Below are 20837 nucleotides of genomic sequence, written 5' to 3' on the forward strand. Positions count from 1 at the left end.
GCCCATCGGCGCTAAGGTAGTTGGAACATCATTTGATAGCGCCGCTTTTTCCTCGGTGGCTCGCGGAGGTGTCGGCGGAGAGCAAAGACAGATCGGTGAAGGCGAGCCAATGTGGGCTGGGGAATGATCGCCTGCAGAAGTGAGGCGACGAGCTGGCGGAGCAATCGCCACGCGCTTGGGCTGGTCAGGCGGCGTCCGCCCAGCGGGGAGAGTCCTCGAGTTCGTCGACAAGCGGCTCGAGCAAGAGAATGATCAGCAGATGAGCGAGGATGTGCGGCCTGGCGGACCGTTCGTCAGTGCCCGGCGGCCCCTTCAGGCCAATCAGGCTCTTCAGTCGCTTGAAGCCGAGCTCGATCCGCCAGCGCAAGCGGTAGAGGGCGAGAACATCATCGGTGGTGAACTCTTCCGGGGCGAGTGAGGTCACCAGGATGACCCAATCGGCGGCCTCGAGCGTTTGCTTGGAGAGCTGATGGCCTCCCTTCTGTGCAGTTCGGCGCGCTTTGCGTCGTGCCTCGGCAGCGGCCTCTGTCGGCTTCTTGACGGCGACCAGACGCAGGGCGAGCGGCGCGCCGCGCCTGGGTTTGAGCCAAATCGGACAATCGATCAGGCCTCGTTTCGCGGATTTGCGCAGTTCAGCGATGAGATCGAGCGCACCGCCTTCGCAATCGAGCCAGCGCGCGCTCTTCCAACCAGCCCGAATGACGAAGTCTGCGCCGGCCTGGATCAGCCGCGCCATGCGCGCCGGCTGCAAATAGGCCCGATCGGCAAGACGGATCTCACCTGCAACCGCCGGTATCCGGTCGAGCGTCTCGCCTTCCTGCTGATCCGTCAGTTCGAAGTGGCCAAAACGTTCCTGCGGAAGATCGAACGCGCTGTGAATGCGCCACACCGCATTCTTCTTCCTGCCATTGAGCCCCTTTCTTCGGCACCGTCGTGGCATCGATGATCCGGATCAGGCGACCTTGGCTTGCCTTCGGGGCGGCGCCAGCAAGCGCCTGCCCCACCAGCAGCGCCAGCCAATCCCCGCACTGACGCAAGCGATACAGCAAAGCCACATTGGAAACGTCGACAAGGCCGACTGATGTCGCCCATGCCGCCGTCAATCGCAATCCCCGCTCACCCAGACAATAGGCCAGGATCAGCCGCAGCAAATCCACCGCGCATCTGATCTCGCGCGGACGCAAGAAAGCCTTCGTCTCCCGTGCCGTGCGATTGAGTGTTTCTGCCCCACCAAGCCGGGCCACCACGCCCGCCCAGTCGCGGTTCACAAGCGATTCGTGTGTCATTCCATCTTGGAATCACAAACGATTCCGCACCCCAAGCCTAATTTAGCGCCAATGGGCCTTCGCCGGGACGACATCGTTGAGAGAGCGAGGCGTTCCTCCCCCGTATTGTCTTTGCGCGCGGTTGACGCCACACTCCGCGCCATAAAAACAGAACACCACGGGAGAAACATGTCTGCTTCGACAGCATTGGCGAATCTCGCCGACATGGTGCGCGAGCGCGCCAAGAGCCGCGGCAACGCTACCGCCTACGAGTTCGAGGGCCGCATCACCAGCTTTGCCGAGTTCGATGTCAAGACCAACAAGGTCGCCAACGCGCTTGTAGCGATGGGCGTCAAGAAAGGCGATCGCATTGCCTATCTCGGCAAGAACAGCGACATCTATTTCGAGCTGCTGATGGGCGCGATCAAGGCTGGCATCGTGATGGCGCCGGTGAACTGGCGACTGGCGGGGCCTGAGGTCGCGTTCATTGTCGGAGATTGCAAGGCGCCGGTGCTGTTCGTGGGACCGGAGTTCATCACGCTGGTTCACCAGATCCGGGACAAGATTCCAGGCGTCCGGACCGTCATCACCACCGAAGGCGGCGCACCCGAATGGCAGGATTTCACCGCCTGGCGCGACGCGCAGAGCGGCGACGATCCGAAGGTGCCGATCAGTCCAAAGGACATCGCGATGCAGCTCTACACCTCCGGCACCACAGGCAAGCCGAAGGGCGCCATGCTGTCGCATTCGAACTTCAACAGCCTGCTGCAGGCTGGAAGCGGCGAGGACACGCCGGAATGGAACAAGTGGTCGACCGACGACGTGTCGCTGGTCGCGATGCCGATCTTCCACATCGGCGGTTCCGGCTGGGGCGTGGTGGGACTTGGCCACGGTGCGCGCAGCGTGATCGCACGCGAGTTCGATCCGACCAAGGTGCTCGACTTCTTCGAGCAGTTCGGCATTACAAAGCTCTTCATGGTGCCGGCTGCGATGCAGTTCGTCGTACGGCAGCCGCGCGCGAAGACCATGGATTTCTCGCGGCTCAAATACATGCTTTACGGTGCCTCCCCCATTCCGGCCGCGCTGCTGAAGGAATGCATCGATGTCTTCAAATGCGGGTTCGTGCAACTGTACGGCATGACCGAGACGACCGGGACCATCGTTGCATTGCCGCCGGAGGACCATATCGAGGGCCTCGAGCGGATGCGCTCGGCCGGGAAGGCTCTGGCAGGTGTGGAGCTCGCGATCCTCGATCCGGACGGCAAGCCGCTGCCGCCGCGGCAGGTCGGCGAAATCGCGACGCGCTCCGACCATAACATGGCAGGCTACTGGAACCTGCCGGAGGCGACCGCCTCGACGCTGCGCTCCGACGGCTGGCTGCGCACCGGCGATGCCGGCTACATGGACGAGGACGGCTACCTCTACATCCACGACCGCATCAAGGACATGATCATCTCCGGCGGCGAGAACATCTATCCCGCGGAGGTCGAGAGCGCGCTGTGCGATCATCCTGACATCGCCGAAGCCGCCGTGATCGGCGTGCCCGACGACAAATGGGGCGAGGCCGTGAAGGCCGTCGTAGTGATGAAGCCCGGCAAGCAGGCGACCGCCACCGACATCATCAACTTCACCCGCGAGCGCATCGCCGGCTACAAGACGCCGAAGAGCGTCGAGTTCCTGCCGGCGTTGCCGCGCAATCCGTCAGGCAAGATTTTGCGGCGGCAATTGCGCGAGCCGTACTGGGCGGGGAAGGAGCGAAGGGTGAATTAGCCTCGAGCACTTCGTCGTCCCGGCGAAAGCCGGGACGACAGTTGGAGGTGGGCGCCCGCGTCAATCTCCTCACGTCGTCCTTGACAAGCGCATCGCAGATCCAGGACCCATTACCCCAGGGAGCGGTTTGGCGAAGACTCGTGGTTACCAGCCCGCGCCTCAACTACTCCCTGGGGTAATGGGTCCTGGCTTTCGCCAGGACGACTCGGGGAGAGGATCGTCGCGCATGACACGCCGCGATGCGTTGCGGGGGGATACGCCTAATGCTTCCCCGGCCCCATATACCCGAACAAAAATCCCGCCACCTTGCGCATCTGGATCTCCTCGCTGCCCTCCGTGATGCGGTAGCGGCGGTGATGCCGGTAGATGTGCTCGAACGGCCTGTGGCGTGAGTAGCCCATGCCGCCATGGACCTGCATGGCGCGGTCAGCGGATTCGCAGCAGAGGCGGTTTGCCCAGTAGTTGCACATGGAGACGCGATCGGAGAGCGTGCGCTCGATCTGCTCCTCGGTGAGCTGGTCCATCTCCCAGGCGGTCTTGCGGATCAAGAGGCGCAGCATCTCGGCCTGCGTGGCGAGTTCAACCAGCGGGAACTGGATCGCCTGGTTCTCGGCCAGCGCCTTGCCGAACGGTTTTCGCTCGCGCGCATATTTGACGCTCTCGTTGATGCAGTAGACCGCAGCTCCCAGCGAGCTCGCCGCCTGCCGGATGCGGTTCTGATGCACAAAGCATTGCGCGAGCGACAGTCCGCGGCCGACCTCGCCGAACAGCGCGTCCTCCGGCACGAACACGTCGGTGAAGCTGACGCGGGGATGGTCGGTCGGCATGTTGAAGGTCCACATATACTCCTCAACCTTCACGCCGGGACTCTTGGCCGGCACCAGAAAGCAGGTGATGCCGCGGGCGTCGCCGTCATTGCCGCTGGTGCGCGCGAACAGCGCGCAGTGGGTGGCGACGTGCATGCCGGTCGTCCACATCTTCTCGCCGTTGACGATCCAGCCCTTGACGCTGTCGCGGGTCGCGGGCACCGCGCGCGTCTCCATGTGGGTCGCATCCGAGCCGTGATGCGGCTCGGTGAGGCCAAAGGTGATGCGGTACTTGCCCCTGATCGAGCCGTCGATCATCGCCTTCTGGTCGTCGCGGCCGTAGCGGTCGAGCATCGTGACGACGGGGAAGTTCCCGACGATGGAGTGCTCGTTCTGGAGGTCGTTGTGCAGGCCGAGACCCTTCGCGGCGAAGTGCTCGCGGATCACGGCCATCCAGAGGTTGGAGCCGTCCTTGCCGCCATATTGCTTCGGCACCGGGAAGCGCAAGTGACCCGCTGCATCCGCGAGGTCCTTCGCCTTGCGCAACAGCGCCTCCCATTCGTGGCGCGGCAGGCCGCCATTCTCGAAATCGGTGCGCGCCCATTCGCGGCGGTGGTCAAAGAAGCGGATGTTGTCGTCGGCCTCTTCCAGCGGCTTGATCTCGCGTTCGATGAAACGGTCGAGCTCTCCGAGATAGGCGACGAGATCGGCAGGCAATGAGAAATCCACTGTTCTCTCCCGGAATGATTTTGTCGTTTTGCGTTAAGGCGCTACGAGCGTTTTTGCTTCGCACGATTAAGGTGAGAAGTGCGCGCGCAAGTCAAGCAAGCCAAGGCGTGTGAAGCGCGCAAGGCGCGTTGCGCAATTCGATGGTGTTGAGCCGCAAGCGCGCGCTACTATGCGCGCCATATTCTCTGCCACAGAAAATGCGGGAGCGACCATGGAGCTGAAATTTTCCAAAGTGGAACGCAAGGGGCCGATCACGATCATCACGCTATCCCGGCCCGAGGTCTACAACGCGCTGCACATCGATGCGCATTTCGAGCTCAACAGGGTGTTCGACGATTTCTCCGCCGATCCCGAGCAGTGGGTCGCGATCGTCACGGGCGCCGGCGACAAGGCGTTCTGCGCCGGCAACGATCTGAAGTGGCAGGCAGCAGGCGGAAAGCGCGGCTGGGACAAGGGCGGCTTTGCCGGCCTCACCTCGCGCTTCGACTGCGACAAACCGATCATCGCTGCCGTGAACGGCGTCGCCATGGGCGGCGGCTTCGAGATCGCGCTCGCTTGCGACCTGATCATCGCCTCCGAGAATGCGACGTTTGCGCTGCCCGAGCCGCGCGTCGGCCTCGCCGCACTCGCCGGCGGCCTGCACCGGCTGCCGCGGCAGATCGGGCTGAAGCGCGCCATGGACATGATCCTCACCGCGCGCCATGTCAGCGCCAAGGAAGGTCTTGAGCTCGGCTTCGTCAACGAGGTGGTGCCGCAGGGCGAAGCGCTCACGGCTGCGTTGCGCTGGGCGGAGATGATCACCAAGAACTCGCCGATGTCGATCCGGGCCTCGAAGCAGACCATCCAGAAGGGCCTCGCCGTGTCGCTGGAGCAGGCGATCGAGGAGCAGCGGGAATATCCGGCCGTGAAGGCGATGGTGGCGTCGCAGGACTACATCGAAGGCCCGAAGGCGTTTGCGGAGAAGCGGCCGCCGAAGTGGTTGGGGAGGTAATCACTCTCGTCGTTGCGGGGCGCACCCACTTGGGCGCGAGCCCGGAATCCATCGGGCCACAGAGACCGCGGATAAATGGATTCCGGGTTCGTCGCTGCGCGACGCCCCGGAATGACGAATGGAGAGACAGTACGTAGGATGGGTAGAACGCAGCCAAACCCATCGATGGTGCGATGATGGGTTTCGCTTCGCTCTACCCATCCTACGAATTGCGCGACAACTCGCGCTTGTAGGAGGCGTAGTTCGGCTGGTCCACAGCGAGCTTGTCCATCGTGGTCTGCCAGAGGTGCTCGGCGAGCCCCGGCGTTGCGAGATCGACTTCGCCCTTGGCGATGCGTTCGGCGAGCGCGCGGTTGAGCTCCGCGACCGAGTCGTCCAAGCCGAGCAGCGCGCCCAGTCGCTCGACTTCCTTCGCGTCGCTCCCCTCCTCCAGCGTCAGCTGCCGCGTCACAAGATCAAGGATGTTGATGGCGACGCGCAGCTTGAACGCCTGGTGGCCGGAGATTAGCGGCGCGATGTCGTTGCGGAGGAAATCGGCGACCGCCGTGGTCAGTTCGATCGGTGTCGGTTCGTCCTGCATGTGTCAACTCCCGCGCGGCGCAAGCAGCCGCAGCAGATCGATCTCGGTCTCGGAAGCGCGGCGGCCGATCATGGCGCGCTCCATGGAATGGTCGGGCCCCTCGCGAAAACGCTGCATCATGCCGCCGCACATGATGCCCCAGCGCAGCGTGCCCATCACTTCCCAGAATTTTACGCGCGCGGAATCGACCTTGCGGCCGGCGGCCTCGTAGCCGGCGAACAACTCCTCGCGCGAGCCAAAACCGCCGACGGGCTTGTCGATCTCGCCGAAGCGCCAGGAGTTGACGCAGACCCAGCCGAGATCCTCCATGGGATCGCCGAGATGGGCGAGCTCCCAGTCGAGCACCGCCCGCACGCCGTCGGCGCCGATGATGAGATTGCCGTTGCGGAAGTCGCCATGAACCAGCGTCACCTCGGCCGACGGTCCGGGATCGTGGTCGCGCAGCCAGCGCAGGGCGAGTTCAAACACGGGCTTGGGCCAGTTCAGGCTGCGATAGTCGCGCTCGAACTCGTCGATCTCCTTCGCCGCCGTCATGCGCCGCAGCTCGGGCAGTTTGTCCTGCGGCAGCTTGTGCAGGCCGGCGAGCACGCCGCCGATCTGCCGTGCGAGAAGCGGCCGCGCCGCGGCGAATTCGTCATCGCGCAGGATCTTGCGCGCGATGGTCTCCCCCTCGACCCGCTGCATGATGAAGCCTGTGCCGAGATCGTCCTCAGGTACTAGCACATGCATCACGCGCGGCGACGGCACGCCGGCTTCAAAGGCGAGCTGCATCAACCTCGCCTCGGCGGCAAGACCCGCCGCGCGCGTCGGTGCCGCGCCATAACCCTTCGGCGCGCGGCGCAGAATCGCGCCGATCGACCCATCGGGATGCACGATGTCGAAGCGCCAGGTTTCCTGGCTGGCGCCGCCGGACAGTTTTGCCGCGCCGGCGACGCCGGTTGCGCCCGGGCACCAGCGCACGACGCTGCGGGAAAGCTCCGCCTCGATCATTTGCCTTTGAACTGCGCAGGACGCTTCTCGAGGAACGCCGTGACGCCTTCCTTGAAGTCCGCAGTGGAGCCCGCGATGCGCTGCGATTCATATTCGAGGTTGAGCTGTTCCTCGAAGGAGTTTTCCTCGCTGTCCCAATAAAGCTTGCGGATCAGCGAGAGCGCCACCGTCGGGCCGCTGGCGAGATCCCGCGCGAGCTTCATCGCCTCCTCCATCAGCACGCCGTCATCGTAGACGCGGTTGACGAGGCCCCATTCCAGCGCCTTCTCGGCCGGCAGCCGCTCGCCCATCAGCGACAATTCGACCGAACGCGCCTTGCCGATCAGCCGCGGCAAGAGCCAGGTCGAGCCGCAATCCGGCACGAGGCCGATGCGGCGGAAGGCTTGCAGGAAATAGGACGAGCGCGCGCACAGGATCATGTCGCCCATCAGCGCAAAGCTCATGCCTGCGCCCGCGGCCGGGCCGTTCACAGCGGTCACGATCGGGCAATGCAGCCGGCGCAAGCGGCGCAGGAAGGGATGGAAGCCGATCTCCAGCGACTGGCCGGCATTGCTGCGACCCTGTGTCTGGTTGTTGCGACCCTGCAGATTCGCGCCGGTGCAGAACGCCCGCCCCGCCCCCGTCAGCACCAGGCAGCGCACCTCGTCCCGCTTGTCCTCGATCGCATCGAGCGCATCCGACAAGCCGCCCAGCATGTCCATCGAGACAGCGTTCATGACCTCCTGGTGGTCGAGCTTCAGGACGGCCACCGGTCCGTCGAATTCGAGCGTGACGTGTTTGAACTGCATCGTTTCCTCGTCAGTTGCGGCCTGCGATGTTTCGCAGACCGGAATTACTTTTGCCGGGGCGCATATTTGATTTTTGTCGTAGCCTTGTCCATGGTGGTCCGAACATACCTTGTCGTCGTATCGCACAATCTTGCGCGCACAGGCTGGCGCGCGGGCGTGCCAAAAACAGGAAACGCGCCATGAACCTTTTTGATCTCTCCGGCCGTGTGGCCGTGATCACCGGCGGCAACGGCGGTATCGGGCTCGGCATCGCACAGGCGCTCGCCGGCCAGGGCTGCGACGTTTCGATCTGGGGCCGCAATCCTGACAAGAACAGAAACGCTGCCGCGAGCATGGCGGGCCTGCCCGGCAAGGTCGACACCCGCGTCTGCGACGTCACCGATCCGGCCTCCGTCAATGCCGCGATGAAGGCCACGCTCGATACGTTCGGCCGGGTCGACGGCTGCTTCGCCAATGCCGGCATCGGCGGCGGCGGCCGGCGCTCCTTCATCGAGCGCACCGAGGAGGAATGGCGCACGATGTTCGCGACCAATCTCGACGGCGTGTTCCACGCGTTCCAGGCCGCCGCGAAGCACATGACCGACCGCGCCAATGCCGGCGATCCCTTCGGCCGTCTGGTCGCGACATCGAGCCTCGCCTCGATCTTCGGCACCGCCCGCAACGAGCACTATGCCGCGACCAAGGCCGCCATCAACGCGCTGGTGCGCGCGCTCGGCGTCGAGCTTGCGCGCCACGGTGTCACCGCGAATGCGATCCTGCCCGGCTGGATCAAGAGCGACATGACCGCCGGCATCATGGCCAACGAAAAGTTCGTCGCCAACGTGATGCCGCGGATTCCTCAGCGCCGCTTCGGCGAGGCCAGCGATTTCGGCGGCATCGCCGTTTATCTGATGAGCAAGGCGTCGTCCTATCACACGGCGGATACGTTCGTGATCGATGGCGGCTATACCGCGTTTTGAGTTTTCAAGCTCGTGGCCCGGATGGAGCGAAGCGCAATCCGGGACTGTCGAAGTCGAACGAACCCGGATTTCGCTTCGCTCCATCCGGGCTACGAACCTTTGAGTTCATAAGTCCAAAAGGGGGCAAACATGTTTTCACACGTGATGGTCGGTACCAACGACCTCGACAAGGCCAAAGCGTTCTACGACAAGCTGCTCGGCACGCTCGACGTGAGGCCGGCCAGGGTCGACGGCCATCGGATCTTCTACATCACCAAGACCGGCGTGTTCTCGGTGTCGAAGCCGATCAACGGTGAGCCGGCGACGGCTGCGAATGGCAGCACCATCGGTTTTGCCTGCACCTCGCCGGAGCAAGTCGACGCGTGGCATGCGGCCGGCATCGCCGGTGGCGGCAAGACCTGCGAGGATCCGCCCGGCATCCGCCAGGGCCCGGGCGGCAAGCTCTACCTTGCATATTTGCGCGACCTCGACGGCAACAAGATCTGCGCGATGCACCGGCTGGGATGAGTTAGCCACACAACTGGTGTCGTCCCGGCGAAGGCCGGGACCCATTACCCCAGGAGGAGTTGTGGCGCGAAGTTGGTAACCACGAGTCTTCGCCCAACTTCTCCCTGGGGGTTATAGGTCCCGGATCTGCGCTCCGCTTCGCTGCGCTTGTCCGGGACGACGTTGGTGAGATGGCTCGCCCGATACGCCGTTCAAACAACATTTCAAACGCCCTCGCGATATTCCATCGCATGGCATGGCTCGCGTGAAAAATGCGCGCTCGCGCTTTCGCCGCGCTGCGACTATTCTCCCGCCCAACGCGATCTCAGCGAAACGGGAGGAACAATGAAACACACCTACATTCCCCGCACCACCAACTACACGCTCAACCCCGGTGATGAGCTCAACGACTTGCGGATGTCGGACCAAGTGCGGCCACTCTATGATCACGTCAAGAAGTTCATCCGCGACACCGTCGATCCGATGTCGATCGAGTTCGCCAAGGCCGGCGAGACCAAGGAAGACCGCTGGAGCTTCACCCCGAAGCAGCTCGAGGTGCTCGAGGTCGCGAAGAACAAGGCCAAGAAGGAAGGTTTGTGGAATTTCTTCCTGCCCGATGACGAGACCGGCCAGGGCCTGAAGAATCTCGACTACGCCTATATCGCGGCCGAGCTCGGCAAGAGCCCGCTGGCGTCCGAGACGATGAACTGCTCGGCGCCCGACACCGGCAACATGGAAGTGCTGGAGCGCGTCGGCACCAAGGAGCAGAAGGAGAAGTGGCTGAAGCCGCTGCTCAACGGCGAGATCCGCTCCGCCTATGTCATGACCGAGCCCAATGTCGCTTCCTCTGACGCCAAAAACATTTCGACGACCGCAAAACTCGTCGGCGACGAATGGGTCATCAACGGCGAGAAGTACTACATCTCCGGTCTCGGCGACCCCCGCTGCAAGATCCTCATCGTGATGGTGAAGACCAATCCGGATGCGGCGCCGAGCAAGCAGCAGTCGCAGATCCTGGTGCCGCGCGACACGCCGGGCGTCGAGGTGCTCGGGCCCATGTACGTGTTCGGCCAGGACCACGCCCCGCGCGGCCACATGCACATGCGCTTCAACAATGTGCGCGTGCCGAAGGAGAACATGCTGCTCGGCGAAGGCCGCGGCTTCGAGATCTCGCAGCTCCGCCTCGGACCCGGGCGCATCCATCACTGCATGCGCACCATCGGCAAGGCCGAGAAGGCGCTCGACCTGATGGTGCAGCGTGGCCTCACCCGCGAAGCCTTCGGCAAGAAGATCGCCCATCTCGGCGGCAACATGCAGATCATCGCGCAGGCCCGCTGCGAGATCGAGGCGATGCGGCTGATGGTGCTGAAGGCGGCGAAGGCCATGGACGTGCTCGGCAACAAGGAAGCCCGCGTCTGGGTCTCCATGGTCAAGGCCATGGTGCCGGAGCGTGCCTGCAAGATCATCGACCAGGCGATCCAGATGCACGGCGCCACCGGCATCTCACACTGGACCCCGCTCGCCGAGATGTATCAGGACGTACGCCACCTCCGCTTCGCCGACGGTCCGGACGAGGTGCACTGGATGGTGGTGGGACGGCACGAGCTGAGCATGGCGTGAGCCGAGGTCCCTCCTCTCCCTCTCCCCGTTCTTACGGGGAGAGGGTTGGTGTGAGGGGCTATTTCCACACGGACGATGGGAGTGGGACTCGCTGAGAGTTCCGCTCACCCGGATCGCCTGCGGCGATCCGGCCGGGAGAGGCGAAGAAAGCAACGGAGCCATCATGGACTACGCCGCCAGCGAACTGACGCCGCGTGAACGCTACAAGGTGCTGACTTCCTTCGTGCTGCCGCGGCCGATCGCGTGGGTGACGTCGCTCGGGCCGACCGGTGTGGTCAACGCGGCGCCGTTCAGCTTCTTCAACGCGTTCTGCGAGGATCCGCCGCTGTGCATGTTCGCGGTCAACCGGCGGCCGGACGGCCGGGAGAAGGACACGCTGACCAACATCCAGGCGACCGGCGAATTCGTGGTCAACATTGCCGATGAAGCGCTGGCGCGCGCGATGCACGAGTCTAGCGGCGACTTCCCGCCGGAGATCGGCGAGCCCGGCCATCTCGGCTTGAGGCTCGCGCCATCAAAGACGATCGCCGTGCCGCGGCTCGCCGACACGCCCTGGGCGATGGAGTGCAAGATCTGGAAGACGATCGACGTCAACGGCGACCGTCAGCTCATCATGGGCGAAGGCATCCACTTCTACATCCGCGATGAGCTGTGGGACCCGAAAGCCATGCGGGTGCACATGGACCGCTTCCACCCGATCGGCCGCATGTTCGCCGACCGCTACTGCCGCACCGACGATCGCGTGGTGTTTCCGGCAGCGGAGGGTACGAAGGGTAAGTAAAGGCCCAAGCCACGGCGAAAGTGCGCTCCCTCTCCCCGTTCTTCACGGGGAGAGGGTTGGGGTGAGGGGCTGCTTCAGGGAAAACGGTGGCAGTTAGAGTCGCGGAGAGTCCCCCTCACCCGCATCGCATCTTCGATGCGATGCGACCTTCCCCGCAAGCGGGGCGAGGTAAGAGGAGCACCACCTACGACGCCGCCGCGGCCTCGATCTTGTCCTGCGTCTTCGTGTCGAAGTCGCTGGCGTCGTGGCGCTCATGCAATTGGCTTGCGGGATCGCCGGAGACGCGATTGACCATGCGCCCGCGCTTCACCGCAGGGCGTTTTGCGATCTGGTCGGTCCAGCGCTGCACATTCTTGTAGTCCTGCACGGAGAGGAATTCGCCCGCGCCATAGACCAGCCCCTTGGCGAGCGCGCCATACCACGGCCACACCGCGATGTCGGCGATCGTATACTCGTTGCCCGCAAGGTACTCATTGTCGGCGAGCCGCCGGTCGAGCACGTCGAGCTGGCGCTTGGTCTCCATCGCAAAGCGGTCGATGGCATATTCGATCTTGCTGGGCGCATAGGCGTAGAAGTGGCCGAAGCCGCCGCCGAGATAGGGCGCGCTCCCCATCTGCCAGAACAGCCAGGACATCGCTTCGGTGCGGGTCTTGATGTCCTTCGGCAGGAAGGCGCCGAACTTCTCGGCGAGGTAGAGCAGGATCGAGCCGGACTCGAACACCCGGATCGGCTCCGGCCCGGAGCGGTCCATCAGCGCGGGGATTTTCGAGTTCGGATTGATCGCGACAAAACCACTGCCGAACTGGTCGCCGTTGCCGATCCTGATGAGCCAAGCGTCATATTCGGCCCCCTTATGGCCGAGCGCCAGAAGCTCCTCCAGCATCACCGTGACCTTCACCCCGTTCGGCGTCGCCAGCGAATAGAGCTGGAGCGGATGGCGGCCGACCGGGAGCTCCTTGTCGTGGGTGGGGCCGGCGATCGGGCGGTTGATGCTGGCGAACTGCCCGCCATTCTCCTTATTCCGGGTCCAGACTTTGGGCGGCACGTAGGCGGGGGTATCGGTCATGCAATTGGCTCCGGCGCGAGACACGTCCCGCTTAACTAGCCCGCAAATGGCAGATGGCAAGGCCCGCCCGGTCTGCGCGAGGCGCGGACCTCACGGCCCGGTCATGCAGCCTTGACCTTCCCGAGGAAGTCCTGGACCAGAGAACGCATCGCTTGCGCCTCGCGCGACAGCGAGGTGGCCGCAGACAGCACCTCCTGCGCAGCTCCGCCGCCTGAGCGCGCCGACTGGCTCACCCCTTCGATGTTCTTCGTCACGGTGCCGGTGCCTGCGGAGGCCTGCTCGGCGCTGCGGGCGATGGCCTGCGTCGCCGCGCCCTGCTCTTCCACCGCGGAAGCGACCGTGGTGGAGATCTGGCTGATCTCCTGGATGGTGCCGCCGATCGCGGTAATCGCGTCGACCGCCTGCGCGGTCGCCTGCTGCACCGAGGCGATCTGCTGGCTGATCTCGTCGGTCGCGCGCGAGGTCTGGGCGGCGAGGCTCTTCACCTCGTTGGCGACGACGGCAAAGCCCCTGCCGGCATCGCCCGCCCGCGCGGCCTCGATGGTCGCGTTCAGCGCGAGCAGGTTCGTCTGGCTGGCGATCTGGTTGATCAGGTCGATCACCTCGCCGATGCGGCGCGCCGCCTGCTGAAGCCCGCCGACGATGTCGTTGGTGCGGTTGGCCTGGTCCACCGCCTTGTGGCTGACCTGCGAGGCGAGCGAGACCTGCCGGGAAATCTCGTGGATCGAGGAGGTCAGCTCCTCGGCGGCGGAGGCCACCGTCTGCACGTTGGCCGAGGCCTGCTGCGCGGCCGCCGCCACCGTCATGGCCTGCTGGCCGGTCTGGCCGACCGTGGATGACAGGCCGTCCGCGGTCGCCTGCATGCGGCTCGCCGCATCGGCCACACCGCCGATGGCAGAGCTCGCCGCCACGTCGAACTCCTGCGCCAGCCCCATGATATAGGCGGCATGCCGCTCCTTCGCCTGGCGCTCCTCCTCCCGACGCGCGCGCATCTGCTCCGCGGCGATCATGCCTTCCTTGAACACGAGCACCGCGCGGGCCATGGCGCCGACCTCGTCGCGCCGCGCCGTCGCAGGCACCTCGGTCGTGGTGTCGTTCTCCGCGAGGCGCCTCATCGCCTTGTCGAGCGCAAGCAGGGGCCTGGCGATCGCCGAGCGCAGCACGAAGCCGGCCGCCGCCGCAAGCGTCACCATGACCAGCAGCACGATCGTGATGACGGCTCGTGCGTTATCGTAGGTCCATTCCGCCGTGGCAACCGAACGGCCGGCGCCGTCGGTGTTGACCTTCACGAGCTTGTCGGCGTCCTCGAGCAGCTCGCGAAACTGGTTTCTGCCGGCGAAGAAAGCTTCCCTGGCCCCTTCGGGATTGCTGCCCAGCATATCCAGCGCCCTGTCCGTTTCCAGGAAGGCGGCGTAGTGCCCGCTGAGGCGCTTGAGTGCCGCCTGCTCTTCCGGTGAGGTCACCAGCGCCTCATAGGATCTGAGGCTGTCGGTCACGGTCTGCTCGATCTTGCGCAGCGTCTCGCGGATCTCCTCGCGATCGCCCTCCTTCGCCATCAGCACCGACAGCTGATTGGTCCGGATCCGAGCGATCTGGTATTGCAGCCCGCGGGCCTTGTCGACGCTCGGGAGCCAGTTTCCGGACAGCTCGCGCGCAGCGCCATGCAGGTTGGAGAGCGATGTCAGCGCGAAGGCGCCGAGCACGACCACCAGCAGAACGACTGCCGAAAAAGTGAGCAACAGCTTGCGCCCAACAGACATGTTGTTGAACCAAGCCATCGCACTCTCCATTCCAGATAGTCATTTCGCGTCTGCGCGCGATCGTTGTAGAGGAGGCGACTTACCGAATAATTACGCTTCGTCCGACCCTGCGCCGAAGTCTTCTGCATCGGCGCAGTCTGTTTCCGGATATTTCCAGCGAGCAGTGGGTTGCGATTCTGCGAGCTAGGGCGGCGTGTATTCATAAAACCAAGATGAGCCTTCGGGGCTCACGCCCGCTTAGACCCCAACAGCGGCGCGAGAGCGGACAATCCGGGACCACTTTGGGCCAAAAACTGACGGACCTGGCAACATCACGAAATAGGGATTCGGATTGCTCGCGCTCAATCGGCGCCTATCTCGACTGAATCACAAGGGTCCGAAGATGGAAAGTTCTGCACTTGTCGCAGGAGCAACCGGCATAGTAGGCAACAATCTTGCCCGACATCTCCGAGAGCGGGGGTGGCCGGTGTATGGGCTGGCACGTAGGCCGCGAATTGACATCGCCGGTATGTTGCCGATCACCGCTGATCTGTTGGATCCGGCGTCTCTCCGTTCTGCGCTGCGCGCTGCGCGTCCCACGCACGTCTTCTTCAGCACGTGGCTGAGACACAAAACCGAAGCAGAGAATATCCTTGTCAATTCTGCTATGGTGCGCAACTTGCTGGATGCATTGTCGTCTACCGGCTCGGTCAGGCACGTCGCACTCGTGACTGGCCTTAAGCACTATCTTGGGCCGTTCGAAGCCTATGGCCAAAGCAGCTTGATCGCGACGCCGTTTCGGGAGGACCAACCTCGGCTTGATGTCGAGAACTTCTATTACGCGCAGGAAGACGAAGTGTTCGCTGCGGCGAAACGTGACGGCTTTACCTGGAGTATTCACCGGCCGCATACGATCATAGGCTATGCCGTTGGCAACGCGATGAACCTGGGCACGACGCTCGCAGCGTATGCCACGATCTGCCGCGAGACCCGACGGCCGTTTCTGTTTCCCGGCTCTGCAACCCAGTGGAACGCGCTAACGGATATGACGGACGCCAGACTGCTGGCCAGACATCTGGAATGGGCGGCCACGACAGATGCCGCCCGTAATCAGGCTTTCAATGTTGTCAACGGGGACGTGTTCCGGTGGAAGTGGATGTGGGGGCGTTTGGCAGATTGGTTCGGACTGCAGCCGGCCGCATTTCCGGGCGAGGGGCGTCCGCTTGAGGGGCAGATGGGCGACGCCGGCCCGATCTGGTCCGACATCGCCCGAAAGCATCATCTGGCAGAACCGGATCTCAACCGGCTGGCGTCTGTGTGGCACACCGATGCGGACCTTGGCCGGCCAATCGAGGTCGTCACCGATATGAGCAAGAGTCGTCGATTAGGTTTCCCTGACTATCAGGCGACCGATGAAAGCTTCTTCGACCTATTCACGACGCTGCGTGAGATGCGAATCATACCATGAACCGAGACAGCACGCCCGAATCGTTCGTACCAATCGCAACTTCCGCTTCGGGGTCAAAAGCGGTAAAGTTCAGAACGAGCGAACGTTTTCCGATCTACGCGTCAAAGCAGACGCAGGGCGTTTACGAGTACATGCGCTAGCCCGTCACCAGCCTGCGCGGCTGCTCTGCCCGCTCGATCACGAACCCCTCGTATCCCTTTGCCGCGACGTCGTTGCAGATCTGCCGGTAGACGCCGACGCCGCCGATATAGGGCATGAAGATGCGCGGCTTGCCGGGGATGTTGGCGCCCATGTACCAGGAATTGGCCTGCGGATAGAGCGTACCGTGGGCCACCTCGTTGACGTGGGCGACCCACTTGTCCTCTGCCGCCCTGCCCGCCTCCATCGTAGCGAGGCTGTGCTTGCGCATATGGATGAGGCAGTCGGCGATCCAGTCGACGTGCTGCTCGATCGACACGATCATGTTCGACAGCACCGACGGGCTGCCTGGCCCGGTGATGATGAAGAGATTCGGAAAGCCCGCGCTCATCAGGCCGAGATAGGTCTTTGGACCCTCCGCCCATTTCTGGTTCAGCGTCTGCCCGCGGCGGCCGCGAATGTCGATCTTCGCGACCGATCCGGTCATGGCGTCGAAGCCTGTCGCGAGCACCAGCGCATCGATGTCATGGTCCGTCCCCGCGACACGCACGGCATTTGCGGTGATCTCCTCAATCGGGTTGCTCTTGATGTCGACCAGCGACACGTTCGGCCGGTTGAAGGTCGCGAAATAGTCCGTGTCGATGCAGATGCGCTTGGTGCCGATCGGATGGCTGTTCGGCTGGAGCAGCTTTGCGATTTCGGGATCCCTCACGATCTCGGCGATCCTGCCGCGCACGAAATCGGCGGCGGTGTCGTTCGCGGTCCGATCGAGGCCGAGATTGTTGTAGACATACATGAAGGTGAGTCCGCCGCGCTCCCACCGCGCCTCATACTTGGCGCGCCGGGCATCCGCATCGTCATCAAGCGCGCCGCCATCGGGCTGCACCGCATAGATGCCGTTGCGCGCGACCTCGCGCGCGAAGCGACGGATTTCCGGATAGTTCTTGCGGAACGTATTGCGCTCCTCGTCGGTCAGCGCGCCGTTGCGAGCGGGAATCGAGAAATTCGCAGTGCGCTGAAACACGGTAAGGTGCTTAGCCTGCTCGGCAATGATCGGCGCCGACTGGATGCCGGATGAACCCGTGCCGATGAGGCCGACGCGCAAGCCCGTGAAGTCGACCGGCTCATGCGGCCAGTTGCCGGTGTGGTAGACTGGGCCTTTGAAATTTTCGAGGCCATTGATGTCCGGCTTGCGCGCATTCGAGAGGCAGCCGGTGGCGAGCACGACGAATTTGGCTTCGACCGTCTTGCCGTCGGATGTCGTCACCGACCAACTATTCGAGCGCTCGTCGAACACGGCCCGCTCGACGCGAGTATTGAACTGGATGTCGCGGCGCAGGTCGAAACGGTCGGCGACGTGGTTGGCGTATTTCAAAATCTCCGGCTGCGGCGCGTAGCGCTCGCTCCAGTCCCACTCCTGCTGCAGCTCCTCGGAGAACGAGTAGGAATACTGCATACTCTCGACGTCGCAGCGCGCGCCGGGATAGCGGTTCCAGTACCAGGTGCCGCCGACGCCACCTCCCTGTTCAAAGACCCGCGCCGAGAAGCCGAGCCCGCGCAGACGATGCAGCATGTACATGCCGGCAAAGCCGGCGCCGACGACGATCACGTCGTAGGCTTCGGTTGCATGGCGCTCGACGGGACTCGACTGCGCTGACGACATCGGTTGGCGCTCCCTCGTTATTGCTGTTGTTGTGCGACAGCATTCTATCGGGTCAGCGAAAGCGCAAGAGATAAATCGTCAGGCTCTGGTCTGCTTATTTTGTGCAGCGGAATGCGTTATCCGCCGCGTGACGCCTGCACGCAAGATGCGCTCCGGGATTCGGCTTGGCATTACAGGTGACGATGGGCTAGCGTCGAACGGCCTTCGCCCAAGGAAAGCAAAACAACAGCAACGCGAAGGTCGCCGGGAGAGGACCATGAAATCGCCGATTTGCGACATGCTGGGCATCGAATTCCCGCTGCTCGCCTTCAGCCATTGCCGCGACGTCGTCGCCGCCGTCAGCCGCGCGGGAGGCTTTGGCGTGCTCGGCGCCACCGTCCACACGCCGGAGACTCTCGAACGCGAGCTGAAATGGATCGACGAGCACGCCGACGGCAAGCCCTATGGCATCGACGTGCTGATCCCGGAAAACATCTCGACCGCGGGCGAGAAGGACGTCACCTGGAAGAGCCTGGAGGCGCGCGTGCCGCAGGCGCATCGCGACTACACGCGCGATCTCCTGAAGAAGTACGACATCGAGCTGACCACGACGAGCGTTGCCGACAACCAGCCGCAGCCGTTCGATGCCAGGACGGCGCTGGAGCTGCTTGAGGTCTCCTTCGGCCATCCAATCCGGCTGATCGCCAATGCGCTGGGCGTGCCGCCGAAGGCGATGATCGAGATGGGCAAGACGCATGGCGTGCCGGTCGCCGCGCTCGTTGGCGCCAAGGAGCATGCATTGCGCCAGGTCGCGGCCGGCGTCGACATCCTCGTCGTGCAGGGCACCGAGGCCGGCGGCCATTGCGGCGAGGTCTCGACCATGGTGCTGGTGCCGGAGGTGATCAAGGCGATCAAAAAGGTCCGCGACGTGCCGGTGCTGGCGGCCGGCGGCATCATGACCGGACGGCAGATGGCGGCCTGCATGGCGATGGGCGCGGCCGGCGTCTGGACCGGCTCGGTATGGCTCGCAACCGTCGAGGCCGAGACCACCGAGATCTTTCGCGAGAAGATGATCGCGGCGTCCTCGCGCGATGCGGTGCGCTCGAAGGGCCGCACGGGAAAACCGGCGCGTCAGCTCCGCTCGGTGTGGACGGACGCCTGGGATCGCGCGCCGGAGAGCCCGGGCGCTCTGCCGATGCCGCTGCAAAGCATCATCAGCCGCGACGCCTTCAACTCGATCGACCGCGCGGCCGCGGCCGGCAACGAAAGGGCGCGCGATCTCGTCAGCTATTTCGTCGGCCAGGGCGTCGGCCTGATCGACAGCGTGAAGTCGGCCGGCGCCGTGGTGCAGGAGTTCAAGGAAGAGTTTGCCGAAGCCGTCGAGCACATGAATGCGCTGGTGGCAGAGTAGCCACCCCCCGTCATTGCGAGCGAAGCGAAGCAATCCAGGCTGTGTCCTGCGGAAAGACTCTGGATTGCTTCGCTTTGCTCGCAATGACGAAACAACTGACACCGTGAATTGAAGCATGACAGACAAGAACAAAATCCCCGAAGACCGCATCCCCGTCATCGTCGGCATTGGCGAGATCATCGATCGTCCCAAGGGGATCACCGAGGGCCTCGAACCCCTCGATCTCTTGGAGCAGGCGCTGCGGCGCGCGGAAGCGGACGCTGGCGCGAAGCTGCTTGGCGAGGTGCAGTCGCTCGACGTCGTCAACTTCCTGAGCTGGCGCTATCGCGATCCGGAAAGGCTGCTGGCGCAGCGGCTCGGCATTCAACCGGCGCATTGCTACTACGGCCCGGTCGGCGGCGAGAGCCCGATCCGCTATATCCACGAGGCCGCGCAGCGCATCGCGCGCGGCGAATGCAGCGTGGCTGCAGTCTGCGGCGCCGAAGCGCAATCGACCGCGACCAAGGCCGAGCGCGCTGGCGCGAAGTTACCATGGACGCCGTTCGCCCATGATGTCGAGGAGCCGAAGCGCGGCGCGGCATTCCAGAAGCCCTTGGCGGTGAAGCTCGGCGTGTTCCGTCCCGTTACGGTCTATCCCTTCTATGAGGCGGCCTCCTCGGCGCATTGGGGGCAGACGCCACGCGAGGCGATGGCCGAGTCAGGAACGTTGTGGTCGCGCTATTCGGAAGCCGCCGCGCACAATCCCAACGCCTGGCTGAAGCGGCGGTTTGCGCCGGACGAGATCACAACAGCGACTGCGGACAACCGGCTAATCGCCTGGCCGTACACGAAGCTGATGGTCGCCAATCCCACCGTCAACATGGGCGGCGCGCTGCTGCTCGCCAGCCTTGCCAAGGCGCGCGCTGCGGGCATTGACGAAAGCCGGCTGGTCTATCCGCTCGGCGGCGCCTCGGCGGAGGAGCCGCGCGACTATCTCCTGCGCGACCAGTTCTACGAAAGCCATCCGCAGAATGCGGTACTGAAAGCGGCGATGGATCTCGCCGGCGGCGACGGCAGAAAGTTCGACGCGATCGAGCTCTATAGCTGCTTCCCCTGCGTACCCAAGATGGCGCGGCGGACGCTGGGCCTGGGCGCCGACATACAGCCGACCGTGAACGGCGGCCTCACCTTCTTCGGCGCGCCGCTCAACACTTACATGACGCATGCGGCCTGCGCGATGGTGCGCCGCCTGCGCGACGGCGCCAAGCTCGGCCTGCTCTATGGCCAGGGCGGTTTCGTCACCAAGCACCACGCGCTGGTGGTGTCGAAGACGCCGCCGCGCGCGCCGCTGGCGCAGGACACCAGCGTGCAGGCCGAGGCCGACCGCAACAAGCGCGCGGTGCCGGAGTTCGTTACTGGAGCCTCAGGCAAGGGCAAGGTCGAGAGCTTCACGGTGCTCTATGGCCGCGGCGGCGATGTCGAGCACGGTGTGGTCATGCTGCGCACCGAAGACGACCGGCGCACGCTGGCTCGCATCGGCGCCAGCGACAGCGCGACGCTGGCGCATCTGCTCAATATGGACCGCACACCGGTCGGCTCGCTCGGCGAGATCACGATGGCTACCGACGG

The 20837-nt window shown here is 64.1% G+C and carries 18 protein-coding genes; 10 read left to right on the plus strand and 8 right to left on the minus strand.

The features are described 5' to 3' along the window. Window positions 1–184 precede the first annotated feature (184 nt). Entirely contained in the window at window positions 185–889 is a 705-nt protein-coding gene (locus AYJ54_RS45950; protein WP_063698095.1) for a transposase, read from the minus strand. Here AYJ54_RS45950 and AYJ54_RS51010 point away from each other — a divergent pair. Both AYJ54_RS51010 and AYJ54_RS45955 read left to right on the plus strand, forming a co-directional pair. Further along, window positions 879–1082 (plus strand): hypothetical protein, encoded by a 204-nt coding sequence (locus tag AYJ54_RS51010; RefSeq protein WP_161491823.1) that lies wholly within the window; start codon window positions 879–881, stop codon window positions 1080–1082. The two genes, AYJ54_RS45950 and AYJ54_RS51010, sit on opposite strands and share 11 nt — an antisense overlap. 372 nt (window positions 1083–1454) lie before the next feature. Beyond that, window positions 1455–3035 carry a fatty acid--CoA ligase gene (locus AYJ54_RS45955; protein ID WP_063709167.1) on the plus strand — a complete coding sequence of 527 codons (1581 nt, stop codon included), beginning with the start codon at window positions 1455–1457 and terminating at the stop codon, window positions 3033–3035. A 260-nt stretch (window positions 3036–3295) separates the two neighbouring features. On the opposite strand, the gene AYJ54_RS45960 is transcribed toward AYJ54_RS45955, so the two are convergent. Continuing rightward, complete coding sequence (locus tag AYJ54_RS45960; RefSeq protein ID WP_063709168.1) at window positions 3296–4570, minus strand: acyl-CoA dehydrogenase family protein; 1275 nt, start codon at window positions 4568–4570, stop codon at window positions 3296–3298. Between the two features lie 211 nt (window positions 4571–4781). Between AYJ54_RS45960 and AYJ54_RS45965 the strand changes: the two genes are divergently transcribed. Then, window positions 4782–5561, plus strand: coding sequence for an enoyl-CoA hydratase-related protein (locus AYJ54_RS45965; RefSeq protein ID WP_063709169.1), 780 nt, complete (start codon window positions 4782–4784; stop codon window positions 5559–5561). 202 nt (window positions 5562–5763) lie between these two features. On the opposite strand, the gene AYJ54_RS45970 is transcribed toward AYJ54_RS45965, so the two are convergent. The 3 genes from AYJ54_RS45970 to AYJ54_RS45980 are packed head-to-tail and all read right to left on the minus strand — an operon-like array spanning window position 5764 to window position 7919. Further along, window positions 5764–6141 carry a DUF6285 domain-containing protein gene (locus AYJ54_RS45970; RefSeq protein ID WP_063709170.1) on the minus strand — a complete coding sequence of 126 codons (378 nt, stop codon included), beginning with the start codon at window positions 6139–6141 and terminating at the stop codon, window positions 5764–5766. A 3-nt stretch (window positions 6142–6144) separates the two neighbouring features. Beyond that, on the minus strand, window positions 6145–7131 hold the full coding sequence (locus tag AYJ54_RS45975) for a phosphotransferase family protein (RefSeq protein ID WP_063709171.1): 987 nt from the start codon (window positions 7129–7131) through the stop codon (window positions 6145–6147). Further along, window positions 7128–7919, minus strand: a complete 792-nt coding sequence (locus AYJ54_RS45980) for an enoyl-CoA hydratase/isomerase (RefSeq protein ID WP_063709172.1) — start codon at window positions 7917–7919, stop codon at window positions 7128–7130. Before AYJ54_RS45980 ends, AYJ54_RS45975 begins: the two co-directional genes overlap by 4 nt. A 179-nt stretch (window positions 7920–8098) precedes the next feature. Here AYJ54_RS45980 and AYJ54_RS45985 point away from each other — a divergent pair, with 179 nt between their 5' ends. The 4 genes from AYJ54_RS45985 to AYJ54_RS46000 all read left to right on the plus strand — a co-directional run bounded on the left by AYJ54_RS45985 (window position 8099) and on the right by AYJ54_RS46000 (window position 11765). Further along, window positions 8099–8878, plus strand: coding sequence for an SDR family NAD(P)-dependent oxidoreductase (locus AYJ54_RS45985; RefSeq protein ID WP_063709173.1), 780 nt, complete (start codon window positions 8099–8101; stop codon window positions 8876–8878). A 129-nt stretch (window positions 8879–9007) separates the two neighbouring features. Next, window positions 9008–9385, plus strand: coding sequence for a VOC family protein (locus AYJ54_RS45990; protein ID WP_063709174.1), 378 nt, complete (start codon window positions 9008–9010; stop codon window positions 9383–9385). A 324-nt stretch (window positions 9386–9709) separates the two neighbouring features. Then, complete coding sequence (locus AYJ54_RS45995; RefSeq protein WP_063709175.1) at window positions 9710–10984, plus strand: acyl-CoA dehydrogenase family protein; 1275 nt, start codon at window positions 9710–9712, stop codon at window positions 10982–10984. A gap of 163 nt (window positions 10985–11147) precedes the next feature. After that, window positions 11148–11765: a flavin reductase family protein gene (locus AYJ54_RS46000; RefSeq protein ID WP_063709176.1), complete on the plus strand. Its 618-nt coding sequence runs from the start codon at window positions 11148–11150 to the stop codon at window positions 11763–11765. Window positions 11766–11949: 184 nt separating this feature from the next. Here the strand turns inward: AYJ54_RS46000 and yghU are convergent, their stop codons facing one another. Both yghU and AYJ54_RS46010 read right to left on the minus strand, forming a co-directional pair. Then, complete coding sequence (gene yghU, locus AYJ54_RS46005) at window positions 11950–12831, minus strand: glutathione-dependent disulfide-bond oxidoreductase (RefSeq protein ID WP_063709177.1); 882 nt, start codon at window positions 12829–12831, stop codon at window positions 11950–11952. 101 nt (window positions 12832–12932) lie between these two features. Further along, window positions 12933–14609 carry a methyl-accepting chemotaxis protein gene (locus AYJ54_RS46010; RefSeq protein WP_063709229.1) on the minus strand — a complete coding sequence of 559 codons (1677 nt, stop codon included), beginning with the start codon at window positions 14607–14609 and terminating at the stop codon, window positions 12933–12935. A gap of 364 nt (window positions 14610–14973) precedes the next feature. Between AYJ54_RS46010 and AYJ54_RS46015 the strand changes: the two genes are divergently transcribed. Next, window positions 14974–16038 (plus strand): SDR family oxidoreductase, encoded by a 1065-nt coding sequence (locus AYJ54_RS46015; RefSeq protein WP_063709178.1) that lies wholly within the window; start codon window positions 14974–14976, stop codon window positions 16036–16038. A 136-nt stretch (window positions 16039–16174) separates the two neighbouring features. Here the strand turns inward: AYJ54_RS46015 and AYJ54_RS46020 are convergent, their stop codons facing one another. After that, window positions 16175–17839, minus strand: a complete 1665-nt coding sequence (locus AYJ54_RS46020) for a flavin-containing monooxygenase (protein ID WP_063709179.1) — start codon at window positions 17837–17839, stop codon at window positions 16175–16177. A gap of 256 nt (window positions 17840–18095) precedes the next feature. On the opposite strand from AYJ54_RS46020, the gene AYJ54_RS46025 reads away from it, so the two are divergent. Together AYJ54_RS46025 and AYJ54_RS46030 are read left to right on the plus strand one after the other, a co-directional pair. Further along, a complete protein-coding gene (locus AYJ54_RS46025) occupies window positions 18096–19229 on the plus strand; it encodes a nitronate monooxygenase (protein WP_063709180.1) in 1134 nt (377 codons plus the stop codon). Window positions 19230–19344: 115 nt separating this feature from the next. Next, window positions 19345–20837 (plus strand): acetyl-CoA acetyltransferase (locus tag AYJ54_RS46030; RefSeq protein WP_063709230.1); only part of this gene is annotated, 1493 nt, incomplete at its 3' end.

Source organism: Bradyrhizobium centrolobii, assembly GCF_001641635.1.
Lineage (GTDB): Bacteria > Pseudomonadota > Alphaproteobacteria > Rhizobiales > Xanthobacteraceae > Bradyrhizobium > Bradyrhizobium centrolobii.